This is a genomic window from Flavobacterium sp. IMCC34852, assembly GCF_030643905.1.
GTDB lineage: Bacteria > Bacteroidota > Bacteroidia > Flavobacteriales > Flavobacteriaceae > Flavobacterium > Flavobacterium rivulicola.
The window spans coordinates 3,050,761-3,066,599 of record NZ_CP121446.1; the positions used below are offsets into that span (position 1 = coordinate 3,050,761).

Consider the following 15,839-nt stretch of genomic DNA (forward strand, 5'->3'; position numbering starts at 1 on the left):
CATTAACTAAACCCCAAGAGTTATGAAAAACACATTACTTAACCTACAGAAAAATTATTTCCTTGCAATTGCGTTATTGATAACGTCAATTTCATTTGGTCAGGATTACTATGATTCTAATGGAAATATTATTTGGAACGCAACAGCAAACAGCGGTTACAATAACAACGTCGATTTAATCGGTCGAGATGACAACCTGAGTTTTAATAAAAAGCAAAACACAGGCGTGAGCCCAACTCCATTTGTTACTATAGGCTTAGGCAACATAGCAATTTCAAATGCGGCTAACCCTAATACATTCAGTGCAGACAGAAACTATCTTGTTTGGGGTGATAATGGCAGTGACATGAATGATTCATTTAGTGATGTCACATTGAGTTTTGGTGGTACATCAGGCGTTTCAACTTCAGTTGATCTTCCAAACAGAAGATGGAAAATTGTGGAATCAGGTGGTGATGTCGGCAAGATAAAAGTATCTATTCCTTCGTCAGGAATGTTAGGAATGCCCACTTTAGCCGGAAACGACTCCTATGTAATGATTGTGGCAAGTGATGCCTCTTTTACTACAGATGTAGAAACAGTATTTTTAACCATCAGTGGTTTAAATCAAGTGGCCGACTTTGACTTTGACGGAACTAAGTATTTTACTTTTGGTGTAGCTCAACAAACTAGTTTTTCAAGACATGCCTCATTTGATGGTGTTGATGAATTAATAAAATTTGAAGCTGTAAATAACTTAACCAGCAGTTTTACCATGATGTTTTGGGTAAGACCTACAGGGCAAAATGCCTTATCTACGGATAGAACAATCGTTTCAAAATATGATGGCTCAACAGGATATAGAGTATACTTGTCTACAGACAACAAAATCAACGTTTCTTGGACAGGCGGAACAACATTAACTTCATCGACTGTTTTACCTAATTCAATTTGGCACAACATTGCCATAGTTTTTTCAAATAATTCAACAAAATTATATATTGATGGTCTTTTAGATTCAACTGTTGCTTCTGTAGCTCCTACTTCAAACACAAACAATTTTTCAATTGGTGCCGAATACAGAAACAAATCAGACATCAGAAATTACTTTGCCGGAGATATTGACGAATTCAGATTATGGGATAGAAGTGTAAGTATTGCCAATATTAAATTCATGATGAACCAAGAAATACTTCAAAGCGGTGTTGGTATTAAAGGAGCAATCATTCCTGAAACCATAACAAGAAATGATATCAGAACTTTAAAATGGGCAAATCTTGTGGCTTATTACTCGATGAATTCTTTCATTGGAACTCATGTTGATGATGACTCAGCCAAAAACAACAGAGGTAATTTATTCAATCTAAACAAAGTTACCGTAGCCAATCAAACCGCTCCAATGCCTTATGAGACAGCTCTTGAAGGGCAATGGTCAAATTCTAACACTTGGGCCAACGGCGCTATCCAAAGCCCTCCAAACAGTGTTTCAATAATTAATAACACAACGCCGATCAATTGGAATATTGTTCGAACCAGTCATAATGTATTCACAACAACAAACAAAGTCTTACTTGGTTTGTTAGTATCGAACAATACCTTGACTGCAAACAACAATATCAAGGTTGAAGTTTCTCACTACTTGAAATTAGAAGGAAAAATTGATCTGGAAGGAAAATCTCAATTACTACAACCCAATAATAGTGATCTAGATGTGACTAGTTCAGGTTCAATTGAACGTGACCAACAAGGTCAATCCAATATTTATAATTACAATTATTGGTCATCACCGGTAAGCTCTATCAATAACACTACCATCAATCATGGCTTTACTGTGGCTGATGTTATGAAAGACGGAACTACTTCAATTCCGCAAAATATAGTTTGGTCGGCCGGAATTGATGGTTCGCCTACCAGCCCTATAACATTAGCTAGCTATTGGATTTTTAATTTTCAAGAATTAAACAACGGATTTGCCAACTGGGGAGCTATAGGACAAAACGGAAATTTACTTCCTGGTCAAGGTTACACTTTGAAAGGTTCGGGGACTTTAGCTGCTAAACAAAACTATACTTTTGTTGGAAAACCAAATAATGGTACTATAACTTCAACTGTATCCTCAGGAAACTTAAATCTATGTGGAAATCCATATCCATCTGCTATTGATGCCAATAAGTTCATTGATGATAATGCATCAAGTATAACAGGGACTCTATATTTCTGGGAGCATTACAACACTAATACTTCTCACAATACAATTCAATATCAAGGAGGTTATGCTACTTATACCAAAACCGGAGGAACAGCACCGGTAGCACCTTCTGGAGTAAGCGGTATGGGAACTAGTGCAAAAAAACCTAAGAGATACATTCCTGTGGGACAAGGATTCTTTGTAGCAGGTTCAGCAACAGGCGGAACCATTACATACAAAAATTCTCAAAGAGCATTTGTTAAAGAAGATCAATCAACATCATATACATTGTTTAGAACTAATAATTCAATAACTGAAAATTCAGAAGATGAAAGTGGATTAGATGTTGAAGAAGAATTTACTAAATTGAGTTTAGGATTTGATTCTGCTAATAATTACCACAGACAAATATTACTTGGTTTCATGAATCAATATGCAACCTCAGGACTTGACAATGGTTATGATGGATTAAGTATTGAGTCATTAACAAATGATATGTATTTTATCAATGAGGGAACAAGATTAAATATTCAAGGAGATGGATATTTCAATATAAACAATATTTATCCGCTTGGCGTGAAAAATGCTGTTGCCGGAACTGTAAAATTCAGTGTTGATAACAAAGAATTTATGGATGAAAATCAAGATATCTTTATTTATGATAGCTTAACAGATCAATATCACAACATCAAATCAGAAAGTTTTGAAATTGATTTACCAGCCGGAACAAACGATACCAGATTTTCTTTAAGATTTACAAACGCAAGTGCATTGGGAACTAACCAAAACCAATTACAAAACGGTATTACTGTAGTTCATTCTCAATCTGATGAAATGATTACAATTAAAAATGAATTGCAAGATGTCAATATAGATTCTGTAATCTTATTCAATTTAATGGGTCAAAAAGTTAATACTTGGACATTGGATAACCAAAATCAAAACAATATCCAACTTCCTGTTAATAACTTAAACAGTGGTGCATATATTGTTAAAGTAAACACTATCAAAGGTAGCACTAGTAAAAAGTTCATAATTAAATAATTTTAATATTTTTCAAAAAAGCTCCCTTTTCAAGGGAGCTTTTTTTTTGCTAAAATTTGAGTTTTTGAATCTAAATAAGATCTAAATTCATCCTGTCTTTCAGTTTTTTTTAAAAAACACTTAATAGCAATGTTAAACTTATAAATTACTTTTTTGTAAGTTTTTATTTCTTTATAACCTTAAATTATTGCATTTCATCGATTATTTAATGCATTTCATCGATTTATTTAAGATTAATTCTAAATTTGAATTGTCAAAATAAAGCAAGTAACATACTTTAAAAAATAAGTCATGGAAAAAGCACAAATTAAATTAGGAAGATTAATTATAACGATAATTACATTGTTTGTAATTAGCTTAGGTTATACCCAGACTCAAATATTCTATACTAATTCGGGAACCTTTACAGTTCCGGCCGGAGTTTCTTCTATTCAAGTAGAGGCCTATGGTGCCGGAGGCGGTGGTGGTTTCGGAGGAACTACAAATAAAGACGGCGGTGGCGGTGGCGGTGGCGGTGGATATTCAAAAAATACTTCCGTTGCAGTAACAGCAGGAACAACTTATTCAATTACTATTGGAACTAAGGGTTTTGGCGCAACTTCAAGTGCTTCTCCTAACGGAACTAATGGAGGAAATACCAGCGCTATTTTTGGTTCTACAACAGTTATCGCTTATGGAGGTATTGGTGGTTTTGGTTATTCAAACGGAGGTGCTGGAGGTACAGGTGGAACTGGTTCAACTTTTAATGGTGGTGCCGGTGGTGCCGGATTAAATGGCCTTGGGAGTGGCGGCGGCGGCGGCGCAGCAGGTACTTTAAGTGGTGGTGGAATTGGTTCAGTGCCTAATGGTGGTACAGCCGGTGGTGGATATGCCGGAGCTGGAGGAAACGGAACAACAGCTGCAAGTGGCGCGGGAGCTTCTTCACTAATCAACTTCGGTGGTGGTGGTGGTGGTGGTACTAAAAACGCAGCCGGAGGAAATGGTGCCAACGGATATTTTATAATTACCTATACTTGTCCTACTTATAACTTAACTTCGTCAACTACTTCTAATAGTCCATTATGTAATGGCTCATCAGCAACTATTAGTCTTTTCTCAAATTCATTAGCTACAGGTCCTTACACTGTAACCTACAATCTTAGTGGTGCAACAACAGCTACTGGAATTACTGCTACTATGAATTTCATTGCAGGAAACCCTGGAACTGGAACTTTTACAACTCCGGTATTAAATTTAGGAACTACTAATGTAACTGTAACAAATTTAACTTCTTCTTATTGCAGTAGCAACATTAGTAGTTTTAACACTACAAGTGTTATTGTCAATCAAGCTCCAACTGCTACTGCAGGAACATCAATTTCAGCATGTTCTACAAATTCATCTATAGCGATAACAACAGGGTCAAGTGCAACAAATTACACATCAATTTCTTGGACTTCAAACGGTACTGGTTCTTTTACTAATGCTAATTCACTGTCAACTTGTACCTATACCCCTAGCGCATCTGATATTACTGCAGGAAATGTTATATTAACACTTACTGCTTCAAACCCTGGTTGTTCTGATGCTACTTCAACTAAAACTTTGACTCTGGTAACAGATGCTACTGTAAATGCAGGGTCAGATTTGACTACGTGTGCCAGTAATGGTGCCGTAGAAATTACAACGGGTTCAAGTGCTTCAAATTATACTATGGTAACTTGGACAACAAACGGCAGTGGTACTTTTTCAAATGCCAATTCTTTAACTTCATGTACCTATACACCTAGTGCAGCTGATATTGCCAATGGAAATGTTACTTTGACATTAACTGCTACTGGAAATATGCCTTGTGGTAACACCTCATCTTCAAAAACTTTAACAATTAGTAGCCCAATGACGGTTTCAGCTGGTCAAGACACCAATGTATGTTCTTCAACAGGTGCAATCAATATTGTTGGTGACTCAACAGCTTCAAATTATACCTCTGTCGTTTGGAGTTCAAACGGAAGTGGAATCCTAACAGATGCAGACTCTATGAGTAACTGTACATATGAACCAAGTGCAGCTGATATTGCGGCTGGAAGTGTGACCTTAACGCTTACAGTTTCTAATGCTGGTTGTAACAGTGTTAGCTCAACAAAATTAGTAACTTTTGCAGAAGATGCAATTGCTTTTTCAGGAACCCCAATTAACGTATGTTATGACGTGGCTTCGAATCCTGTTAATGTCACTGCAGGTGCTTCAGCTTCAAACTATGATTCAATTGAATGGACATCAAACGGATCTGGTACTTTTACTGATGCCGATTCATTAACTTTAGCAACATATACCCCAAGCCCAGCAGATATTGCAATGGGAACAATTACAATTTCATTAACCGCCAATGGTAACTTTCCATGTAGCAGTGTAACTTCTAAAAAATCATTAAAATTTAGAAATCTTGCAACTGCAGTAGCCGGTAATGATATTATTGCCTGTTCCTCATCAACGGATATCGAAATTACTAATGGTGCTGACGCAACAAATCATACATCAGTTACATGGACATCTAACGGAACAGGGGCTTTTACTAATGCAAATTCATTAACAGATTGTACCTATACTCCTAGCCTTGCAGATATAACTGCTGGAAGCGTAATCATTACGCTTACTGCTTCAAATGGAGGTTGTACTGATGCTACTTCTTCTAAAACATTATCATTTGTTACAGCACCAACAGCAATTGCCGGTACAAATTTAACCATGTGTTCATCTGATAGTTATGTAAATATTACTGCAGGATCGAGTGCTACTGACTATACAGATTTATATTGGACATCAAGTGGAACAGGTTCATTCACCGATTCAAATTCACTTACTTTAGCTTCATATTTCCCTAGTGCTGATGATATAGCTGCTGGAAGTGTAACGTTAACTTTGACAGTTGTCGGTGACTCACTTTGCCAAGATGCAACTGCTACAAAAGTTCTTACCATAGAAAATGCTCCAATAATATCTGCCGGTTCAGATTTTACAAGCTGTTACACTTCCGGAGCTATCAATATTGGTACAGATGCAACTGCTACTAACCAAACTGATCTTATCTGGTCATCAAATGGAACAGGTATTTTAAACAATGCTAATTCCTTAACAACTTGTACTTATACCCCAAGTGAAGACGATTTAATAGCCGGTAGTGTCATTTTTACCTTAACAGCTTCAAATTCTGGCTGTGGAAATGTAATTTCTACTAAAACATTAATTATAGGTGAACAACCTACTGTAGTTGCAGGAACAGATATCAATACTTGTTCAGGTGACGGAGCTGTTAACATTACAAGCGGTTCAAATGCTACTAACTTTACCTCTCTTAATTGGACTTCAAGTGGAACGGGTACTTTTACTGATGCAAACTCATTAACAGCTTGTAACTATACGCCAAGTGCAGACGATATTACCGCAGGAAGTGTAACATTAACATTAACTGTAACAGGTAATACTCCTTGCGCTATTGTATCAGCTACTAAAACTTTAATAATTGGACAAAGTCCAACAGCCAATGCAGGTACTAATGCTTCAAAATGTTATGAAACAGGTAATATTAATATTGCCGCAGATGCTACTGCTACTAATTATGCAACAGTTGTTTGGACTACAAATGGAACAGGTTCTCTTTCAAATCCAAATTCATTAACAAATTGTACCTATTCACCAAGTACTGATGACTTAACTAACGGTACCATTTCTTTTACATTAACAGCTATAAATAGCGGTTGTGCAAATGCTACTTCTACAAAAGTTTTTACAATAAATGCAGCTCCAACAGTAAATTCTGGAGCAGTTATAAATACTTGTTCAACCAATGGAGCAGTTAACATTACTTCTGGTGCTTCAGCAACAAATTATGTTACGCTTATTTGGACCTCAAATGGTACAGGTACTTTCACAAATGAAACTTCATTAACTGACTGTACATATACTCCAAGTACTGATGATATTGCTGCCGGAAATGTTACTTTGACATTAACAGCGACAGGAAATGGATCTTGTTCTGATGTAATCTCAACAAAAAACCTAATTATAAATAATGGCCCCACAGCAATTGCAGGTGTTGATTTTTCAACTTGTTATTCAGGAGGCTCTTTCAATATAGCTTCTGATTCAAGTGCAACTAATTATACTACTGTTGCTTGGACAACTAATGGAACCGGTACACTAAACAATGCTAATTCATTGAACGCATGTACTTATACCCCAAGTGTTAACGATATAACTGCCGGAAGTATAACTGTTACGCTTACAACATCTAATGGTGCTTGTACAGATGCTAGTGCAACTAAAACAATAACAATTAACACTCCAGCAACAGTAACTGCCGGATCAGATATAGAAACTTGTTCAACTTCAGGAGCTGTAAACATAACTACAGATGCAACAGCCACCAATTATAGTAGTTTGGTTTGGTCTTCAAATGGAAATGGTACTTTTTCAAATGCTAATTCATTGACAGCTTGTACTTATACTCCTAGTGCTAATGATATTACTGCCGGTAGTGTAATTATAACACTTACAGCTTATGGAAATACTTCTTGTGCAACTGTAACAGACACAAAAGTACTTAACATCAATCAATCAATGACTGCAACAGCCGGTGCATCATTTACAACTTGTTCTTCTAATACAGACATCAATGTTACTTCAGGTTCAAGTGCAACTAATCAATCACTTATAACATGGTCGTCAAACGGAACCGGTACATTTACCAATCCTAATTCACTTACTGCTTGTACATATACACCAAGTATTGACGATATCAATGTTGGAAGTGTTGTAATTACTCTTACAGCTTCAAATGCTGGTTGTACATCAGTGACATCAAACAAAACTATAACCTTTACATTAGCGCCAATTGTAGATGCAGGATCAGACATTGCCACTTGTTCAACTTGTGGAACTGTAAACATTACTGCCAATTCATTTGCCTCAAATTATTTATCTCTTGTATGGACATCCAGTGGAACCGGAACATTTACCAATCCTAATTCACTTACTGCTTGTACATATACTCCAAGTGCTGCAGACATTACTACTAGTTTATCTCAAGGAGGTATCACCTTAACTTTAACGGCTACCGGAAGTGCCCCTTGTACAACAGTAGTTTCAACAAAAATGTTAGCAATTACCTCCCAAACCTTTACATCATCAGGTACTTTTACTGTTCCTGCCGGTGTGTATCAAGTAACTGTTGAAGCTTGGGGCGGTGGCGGAAAAGGCGGTGACGGATTAAATGTTGGTAAAGTTGGCGGTGGCGGTGGCGGTGGTGCTTATGCGGCAAAATCTGTTGCTGTAGTACCCGGAACTACTTATAATGTAAATGTAGGATTAGGATCAAATACGGCAGCAAACGGTGGCGACTCTTGGTTTATTGATGCTACAACTTTCTTGGCTAAAGGTGGTATAACTGCCCTTGACAATGCTGTTAACGGTGCCCCAGGAGGAAGTGCTTCAGCATGTATTGGAGATATTACTTCCAGAGGTGGAAATGGTGCTAACGGTGTTACCAACTCTTATGGTGGTGGTGGTGGTGCCGGTGCAGAAGCAGGAGAAAACATGGGCGTTGATGCCTCTACTAATTTAGGAGCTATCGCAACTTGTAACGGTGGAAATGGCGGAAATGGTTATACATCTTCAAATGGTAATGGTTCACCCGGAATAGCTCCAGGTGGCGGCGGTGGCGGCGGACGCAGAAATGGTAACAATGGAGTAAACCAAGGAACCGGTGGTAAAGGAGCTGATGGAAAAGTAATCATCAGATGGCCGGTAAACGCATTACCTTCAACATTAACCAATGGTCCAGGAGGAGTAACCTCTGATTTACAATTATGGTTGCGTTCCGATTTATTAAACGGTACAACTACCGTAGCAGATAATACTCCGGTTACTACATGGTATACTCAGGCAAAAGGAGCTAACGCTATCAAACCTGCTGCTGTTGGCGCACCTGTTTATCGCAATAATGCCACTCACAACATCAACTTTAATGCAGTTGTAGACTTTACAAATCCTTACAACAGTCCATCTCAAGTGTATACCGATTTAAATAGTTCAAGACAATATTTAAAAGGTACAAACGGATTCTATTCTGAAGATACTTTTGTAGTGGTTATCCCGGATGTTACCGTAACTTCTGCTCTAAACAGCATGGATATTTTTGGCGGAAAAAGTTCACCTTGTGCTCAAAATGTTAAGTCGGGAATATCTTTTGGTAACGTTGATACTCGTTTTACCAATGAAGTATTATCTTATACTTCAGGAACAACAACATCTTACGGAACAGCGCAAGTTAGCACAACTTCACAATACAACAGACCCGGAATCATTAACATCAGAAATAATTCAGGAAACACAGGAATGCAACTGTACTACAATGCTAATAACATTGCAACTACAGAAGTTAATCCAGCTAAACACAGAAACATTTACGACAGTCAATACTGGATTGGCAGAAGCGAAGCTTGGGACGGAAGTTTAGACGGTAAAATTGCTGAAATAATTACCTTCAGTTCCAGAAAAAATGATGCTAGCGAAAGAGCTAAGATTGAAAGTTATTTGGGTGTAAAATACGGTATAACTCTCGGAGTAAACGGTACTTCTCAAAACTATGTAGCTTCAGACGGAACTATAATTTGGGATGCTACAGCCAACAATGGTTACAATTATGACATCGCAGGAATCGGAAGAGATGATATTTCAAAATTGAATCAGAAACAATCTAAAAGTGTAAATACTAATGCTGTTTTAACTATTGGATTAGGAACAGTTGCTACAACAAATACAGCCAACACCAATACTTTTGACACCGATAAAAAATACTTATTATGGGGTGATAACGGCGGAAGCATGAATGACTCTGGAACCGATTTAACAATTACTTTCGGAGGTACTTCTAATGTGACTACCTTAACTGATATTCCAAATAAAAAATGGAAAATCGTAGAAACCGGAGGCGATGTGACCACAGCAAAAGTTTCGATTCCAACATCTGCTTTAGCCAATTTACCGGCCATATCAGCAAATGACGCCTATGTTATGATTGTGGCTTCAGATGCCTCTTTTACCACAAACGTAGAAACCATCTTTTTGGCTACTAACGGAACCAAACAAGAAACTGACTACGACTTTGACGGAACCAAATACTTTACTTTCGGAGTAGCTCATGAAAGCATCTATTCAAGACATGCTACTTTTGACGGAATTGATGACACTATGAAAATTGGTGCCGCCAATAATTTAACCAGCAATTTCACCATGATGACTTGGGTTAGACCAACCGGTGCCAATACAATGTCTACAGACAGAACAATCGTATCAAAATACAACGGTACTACCGGTTTCAGAGTTTACTTGTCTACGAATGATAGAGTAAATGTTAGTTGGGCAGGCGGAACAACATTAACCTCAGCTACCGCTTTACCTACTTCTGAATGGCACAACATTGCAGTAATTTATTCTAGCGGTTCAATTAAACTTTATATCGATGGGGTATTGGATAGTTCTATTGCTTCTGCAGCACCTGTAACCAACACTAATATATTCTCTATTGGTGCCGAATACAGATCTAAATCTGATACCAGAAATTTCTTCAAAGGAGATATCGATGAATTCAGACTTTGGAACAAAGCATTGAGCTTAACCGAATTGAAGTTTATCATGAACCAAGAAATACTTCAAAATGGTACGGTTACCAAAGGAGCTGTGATGCCTACAAGTATTACTAAGAACGATACGAGCAACTTAAACTGGAGTAATCTTACTGCTTATTATTCTATGAACTCATTTATTGGTACTTACATTAACGATGATTCTCAAAACAACAACAGAGGAAATGTATTCTCGCCTAATAAAACTACAATAACTGTACAATCAGCTCCACTTCCATACCAAAGTGCTGCTAATGGTTCATGGACAGATACAGCAACTTGGGATAACGGCACAATTCAACAATTGCCTAATAGTCTTTCAATTGTTAACAATACCACTCCTATTGATTGGAATATTGTTAAAACCGGCCACAATGTAGGTTCTACAGGAAACAAAACAGTTCTGGGATTGTTCGTAACCGCAAATACTTTAAGCGCAACAAACGATACAAAAATTGAAGTTTCTCACTATTTGAAATTAGACGGAAAAATTGATTTAGTGGGTAAATCTCAACTGGTACAAACTACCAATAGCGATTTAGAAGCAACTAGTACCGGTTCAATCGAAAGAGACCAACAAGGACAATCTAATACTTATAATTACAATTATTGGTCTTCTCCGGTGAGTACTATCAACAATACTACCATCAATCACGGTTATACTGTAGCCGATGTGATGAAAGACGGAACGAATGTAAATAATATTCAAAATTTAAATTGGTCAGCCGGTTTAGATGGTGCTGCCACCAGCCCTATCACTATCGCTAGCTATTGGATTTTTAAATTCCAAAACTACACTAATGATTATGCCAATTGGTCTGCTGTTGGTCCTAACGGGACATTGTTAGCCGGACAAGGATATACCATGAAAGGTTCAAATGCAGCTACTGCTAACCAAAACTATACTTTCGCCGGAAAACCAAATAACGGTTTGATTACTTCACCGGTTTCAGCCAACAACTTAAACCTTTGTGGTAATCCGTATGCTTCTGCTATTGACGCTAACCAATTTATTGATGACAATGCATCCAGCATAGTAGGTACTTTATACTTTTGGGAACATTACAACACTAATAATTCTCACGTTACTCAACAATACCAAGGTGGTTATGCTACCTATACTAAAGTTGGCGGAACAGCACCGGTTGCTCCAGCAGGCGTTAGCGGTTTGGGTTCGAGTAGTAAAACAGCCAAAAGATTCATTCCGGTTGGTCAAGGTTTCTTTGTAACCGGAACAGCAACAGGCGGAAACATTACTTTTAACAACAACCAAAGAATCTTTGTTAAAGAAGACAATACCAACTCTTATTCATTGTACAGAACTAATAGCGCGCCAACTGCCAATAACGACGCCAATTACAACAACAGCGAAGATAACTTTAGCGAAGAGCAATTCATGAAATTACGATTAGGATACCAATCTGCCGATAACTATCAAAGAGAAATTTTAATAGGTTTTATGAATGAAAATGCAACTGCAGGTTACGATAGCGGATATGATGCCTTAAGCATTGAAGACCTTACTAACGATATGTATTTCTTACAAGGAGAAACCAAATTAAATATCCAAGGAGAAGGTTATTTTAATGAAAACAACAACTATCCGCTAGGGGTTAAAAATGCTATTGATGGAATCGTAAAATTTGCAGTGAACAACAAAGAAAATTTTGAAGAAAGTCAAGATATCTTTATCTATGATACTGTAACCGATACTTATCACGATATCAAATCACAAGACTTCGAAATCAATTTGCCTGCCGGAATCTATGAGAACCGATTCTCTTTGAGATTCTTAAACCCTGCCGCTTTGGGAACTAATGAAAACGAATTACAGCATGGCATTGCCGTAACCCATTCTCAAGTAGATAATATGGTGAACATTAATAATGAATTACAAGAAGTTTCCATAAAATCTGTAGCATTATACAATTTACTCGGACAACAAGTGATTTCATGGAAGTTAGATTCCCAAAATCAAGCAGAAATGCATTTACCGGTTAGCGGTGTTACTACCGGCGGATACATTGTAAAAATCATCACCGACAAAGGTGATATCGCTAAGAAAATCCTAATTAACTAGTTTTTATATTTATTTTGACAAAAAAACGCTCCGCAAAAGCGGAGCGTTTTTCAACTAAAGCCTCAAACCTATGCTAATACTTTTAACGCTTAAGCTAATTTCTCTAAAATACCCAATAGATCAATTTCCGATTGTTCGCCGGATTTTAGGTTCTTCAAAATAAAAGAATCACCATTGATTTCTTTGACCACAAACGGAATGTTTCTTCGCTCGGCATGTTTAAATTGTTTGTCAATTTTAGCTGCATCAGGATACATTTCTGCCTTGATATTATTTTGACGTAAAATCGTAATGACCTTCATGGCCTGAAATGCTTGGCTTTCGCCAAAATTTAAAAACATCACTTTAGTCGAATTGGTAACGGTTGGTGGAAACAAGTTCAGTTCTTCGAGCACCAAATAGATTCGGTCTAAACCAAAAGAAATCCCAACACCACTCATGTTTTTCAATCCGAAGATACCGGTCAAATCATCATATCTTCCGCCGCCACCAATAGAACCCATGGCTACACCTTCGGGTGCCGCTACTTCAAAAATGGCTCCGGTATAATAATTCAATCCACGGGCTAAAGTCACATCTAAATCCAAATTGGCTTTTTGCAGACCCAATTGAGTTACGTTGTCACAAATAAAACGCAGCTCTTCTATTCCTTTTTTACCTTCTTCCGAGGTGGAAAGTAAACCTGAAAGTTTTTCCAATTTTTCCGAAATTGTTCCGGTGAAACTGAATAATGGCTGTACTTTTTGCAAAGCGCTTTCAGAAATGCCTTTTTCTATCATTTCTTTTTTGACGCCTTCCTCTCCTATTTTGTCGAGCTTGTCCAAAGCCACAGTAAAGTCAATCAATTTATCCGATGCGCCAATCACCTCAGCAATCCCGGAAAGTATTTTGCGGTTATTAATTTTGATGGTAACACCATGCAAGCCTAATTCAACAAAAACAGCATCATATAACTGTACCAACTCGACTTCCTGCCATAATGAAGCAGAACCAACCACATCGGCATCACATTGGTAAAACTCTCTGAATCTTCCTTTTTGTGGTCTATCAGCACGCCAAACCGGCTGAATTTGGTAGCGCTTAAACGGAAACTCTATTTCGCCTTGGTGTTGCACCACATAACGTGCAAAAGGAACGGTTAAGTCGTAGCGTAAGGCTTTCTCGGAAATTTTTCCGGTTAATTGTTTGTAGTTTATAGTTTGCAATTCTGTAGCAGGTACTTTATCCAAATAATCGCCAGAATTCAAGATTTTAAAAATCAAGCGGTCGCCTTCTTCCCCATATTTCCCCATCAAGGTTTCGGAATTTTCAAACGAAGGTGTTTCTATCGGTTGGTAACCAAAATGCTCAAAATGATGTCTCATCACCGAGATAATATAATTGCGTTTAGAAACCTCAGCCGGAGAAAAATCTCTGGTACCTTTGGGAATACTCGGTTTTTGTGCCATGTTAAAGAATTATGAATTATAAATTATGACTCGAGGCTGAAAGCCGAACAGAGCGAAGCTAATTATGAGTTAAAAAAAGGTTTGCCCACAATTCGCAATTGACTTTGCAAATATCTATTTTTTTATGGATTTAAAATAACTATCCTTGTAACAAAAGCTGTATTTTAGTGTCAAATTACCGTTATGATTGGATTATTAAGAGAAAATATAAAAATTGCATTGGGTTCTATTCGAACACAATTGCTCAGAACAGTATTAACGGTTATCATTATTGCCATAGGAATCACCGCTTTGGTTGGGATTCTTACCGTGGTAACTGCCATCGAATACAACCTGAATTCGAGTTTTGCCTCGATGGGTTCCAACACTTTCAATATCAATCAATACGAATTTAAAAACCGTCGCCGAGGTGGTGAAGCCGAAAAGGTCAATCCTATCATTACCTATACCGAAGCCAAAACTTTCAAAGAAAAATACCATTATCCTTTAACCCAAACCTCACTTTCCTTTACCGCTACTTCTGCGGCAGAAGTTAAATTTGAAAACCAAAAAACCGATCCCGAAATATCGGTTTTAGGGATAGATGAATTTTTTTTAAGCAATTCCGGTTTGGAAGTAACCCAAGGCAGAAGTTTCAACAGTTTTGATATTTCCAACAATGTTTACGCTTGTATTGTAGGTTCCGATTTTGTTTCAGAAGACGGTCTGCTCAAAGACGTGAATCCCATCGATAAAATCTTAACCATTCGCGGTGCTAAATTCAGAGTAATCGGCGTATTAAAAGAACAAGGTTCTACTTTTGGCAACAGCCAAGATTTAAGAGTAATGATTCCTATACAACTGGCACGTTCTATGTTTTCTTCTCCAAATGTAAATTATACCATGAGTATGATGGTGATGAAAAAAGAAATGCTAGACGAAGCTGTCGACAATGCTTTAATTACCATGCGAAAAGTGCGAAAACTCAATCCGGTAGAGGAAAATAATTTCGGAATTTCCAGAAGTGATGATTTGCTCAACAGAATTGCCGATTTAACCGGTTTCTTGAGTGTTTCTGCTTGGATTATAGGTATTATAACCATATTAGGTTCTTCTATCGCCTTAATGAATATCATGATTGTTTCGGTAACCGAAAGAACTCGTGAAATTGGTGTACGAAAATCATTGGGCGCCAAAAAAAGCACTATTGCCATTCAGTTTTTTGTAGAAACGCTAACCATCGGACAAATTGGCGGCATTTTTGGAATCATCTTCGGAATCCTGGTAGGGTTTTTAATTTGCCTTAGTGCCGATTGGGATTTTGTGATTCCGTGGGGCGCAATGCTTGCTGCGTTTGCCACAAGTTTTGTGGTAGCTTTAGTCTCCGGTCTGTATCCTGCCATCAAAGCTTCTCGATTGGATCCAATTGAAGCACTGCGTTATGAGTAAGAAGTGTTTAG

At 37.5% G+C, this 15,839-nt stretch carries 4 protein-coding genes; 3 read left to right on the top strand and 1 reads right to left on the bottom strand.

The window, feature by feature from the left end:
* Positions 1 to 22 precede the first annotated feature (22 nt).
* Positions 23 to 3,211, top strand: coding sequence for a T9SS type A sorting domain-containing protein (locus P7V56_RS13270; protein ID WP_171222241.1), 3,189 nt, complete (start codon positions 23 to 25; stop codon positions 3,209 to 3,211).
* Positions 3,212 to 3,502: 291 nt separating this feature from the next.
* Positions 3,503 to 12,952: a DUF8202 domain-containing protein gene (locus P7V56_RS13275; protein WP_171222240.1), complete on the top strand. Its 9,450-nt coding sequence runs from the start codon at positions 3,503 to 3,505 to the stop codon at positions 12,950 to 12,952.
* A gap of 89 nt (positions 12,953 to 13,041) precedes the next feature.
* Here the strand turns inward: P7V56_RS13275 and hisS are convergent, their stop codons facing one another.
* Complete coding sequence (gene hisS / locus P7V56_RS13280; protein ID WP_171222239.1) at positions 13,042 to 14,400, bottom strand: histidine--tRNA ligase; 1,359 nt, start codon at positions 14,398 to 14,400, stop codon at positions 13,042 to 13,044.
* A gap of 183 nt (positions 14,401 to 14,583) precedes the next feature.
* Between hisS and P7V56_RS13285 the strand changes: the two genes are divergently transcribed.
* Entirely contained in the window at positions 14,584 to 15,828 is a 1,245-nt protein-coding gene (locus P7V56_RS13285) for an ABC transporter permease (protein ID WP_171222238.1), read from the top strand.
* The last annotated feature ends 11 nt before the right edge of the window (positions 15,829 to 15,839 follow it).

Coding starts and splice junctions, on each gene's coding strand:
- P7V56_RS13270 (WP_171222241.1), top strand. CDS start 23: ATGAAAAACACATTACTTAACCTACAGAAAAATTATTTCCTTGCAATT.
- P7V56_RS13275 (WP_171222240.1), top strand. CDS start 3,503: ATGGAAAAAGCACAAATTAAATTAGGAAGATTAATTATAACGATAATT.
- hisS (WP_171222239.1), bottom strand. CDS start 14,400: ATGGCACAAAAACCGAGTATTCCCAAAGGTACCAGAGATTTTTCTCCG.
- P7V56_RS13285 (WP_171222238.1), top strand. CDS start 14,584: ATGATTGGATTATTAAGAGAAAATATAAAAATTGCATTGGGTTCTATT.